At 37.6% G+C, this 1499-nt stretch carries 1 protein-coding gene; it reads right to left on the bottom strand.

What is annotated here, in order from left to right:
* Nucleotides 1–354: 354 nt before the first annotated feature.
* On the bottom strand, nucleotides 355–1164 hold the full coding sequence (locus AB6D07_RS22955; RefSeq protein WP_054542158.1) for a DUF2167 domain-containing protein: 810 nt from the start codon (nucleotides 1162–1164) through the stop codon (nucleotides 355–357).
* Nucleotides 1165–1499 lie beyond the last annotated feature (335 nt).

The following is a 1499-nucleotide window of genomic DNA, read 5'->3' as shown; positions in this document are numbered from 1 at the left end:
GAATGACAAAGTCGCTTGGTAGTTACGATACGACAGAATCGCTTGGTGATCACAAACCTTAGCTAGCATGACATAACTCGAAACTTCCCCATTCTGTGTTAACGTAATTACTCAGTGGCAGATCGAGCCACTGAGATTATCGCACTTTTACTTATGGTTGCTATTACCGGAGTTGTGAAAGGAATCTCACAAAAGTGTGCGCAGACGATGTTCTCATCTTGTAATTTTCGTATGCATCATTGTGTTTTTCGTTGGCAGTAATATCTCGCAACTGGCCAAATAGCCTGCACTTATTGATGACTGCGAGGATATCTGGACTAAATAGTACAGTAGCCCCAGTAATTAACCTCACTGCTATTTGTGTTTTTTGAACAGTTTGTTTTTTAACCAAACCACAGGCAAGAATATAAGAAACCATAGCTTTTTCCCGAAGGCGAGTAAGAGAGCTCCAATAGCTAATCCACCTTTACCTGCAACCTTCCCTGTGATCAATTTGTACATCAAAGCACCAGCTCCAAAAGCTGCAACCGTATCAGTCTCTGGAACAAAGTCTTTATAGGTATGGCCTTTTTTATACTTTAGCTGCTCTAGAGTCGGCGCTAAGTTATCTTCCGCTGATATAAATTGCTCTTGAGATCCTACCCAAGTGATTTGACTATAACCTTCTCTAGATAATTTCAATGCTCTTGCATTAACTATTTTCTCATTATCACTACTGTGCGCTCTTATAGCATAATACATCGTTGCTTCTTTCTTGTTTAATGTTGGTTTCTCTGCCCATCCATCAATAAAGAGAAGCGCGCCTTTCCTATGCTTATTATCATCCTCTGTACTATCGATAAGCTCTTGAAGTAAATCATTGCTATCAATACTTTCTTCCCAATCATCCATTTTTATAAAGCCAGGTCTGCTTTCTGTTATAATAAATCTGCTTAAATCTTGGTTTAAAAGAACTGCATTTGGAGAGCTAGGAACTCCATTAATTTCTTCTTCTAAAATTGCTGCGTCATCACCTCTAACCAAAGACTGCTCAGTCATAACTAGGATCGTTGCGTCTTGATTTGGTACGTCATATATACCTTCATATTCCCAGTTAAGGTTATCGAGTGGATTGGCAAATACCGAGCTTGCAATTAACACTAATCCAATGGCCATGTATTTCATGTTTTCTCACTTAAATGCATATTATTTTTGTGCAATTTACCAGCTAAATACTTTAGTTATTTTGATAAAGATCTAAATGTAAGATATTGATGTATATGTCAATTATATATGATTGGTAGGCTATACCGACATAGAGCCAGAAAGGTTTAGTACAGTACTTATCACCTTGAGTAATAACTGGAAGTACTTTAAAACTAATACTTGAACTTGCTGTTAAATATTCACATCAGAGACTTAGGGGCATAAGCGATTCAGTCGGAGTTGAATGTTCGGCAAATAAAAGTGGCTTTGTTGCGTAATTAAATTTAAAGATAGAACAACCCCGTTTCGCGTAT

The sequence above is a fragment of the Vibrio sp. 10N.239.312.C11 genome (assembly GCF_041466065.1).
Lineage (GTDB): Bacteria > Pseudomonadota > Gammaproteobacteria > Enterobacterales > Vibrionaceae > Vibrio > Vibrio tasmaniensis_A.
This window is presented reverse-complemented; position numbering and strand designations above follow the sequence as displayed.

Coding starts and splice junctions, on each gene's coding strand:
- AB6D07_RS22955 (WP_054542158.1), bottom strand. CDS start 1,164: ATGAAATACATGGCCATTGGATTAGTGTTAATTGCAAGCTCGGTATTT.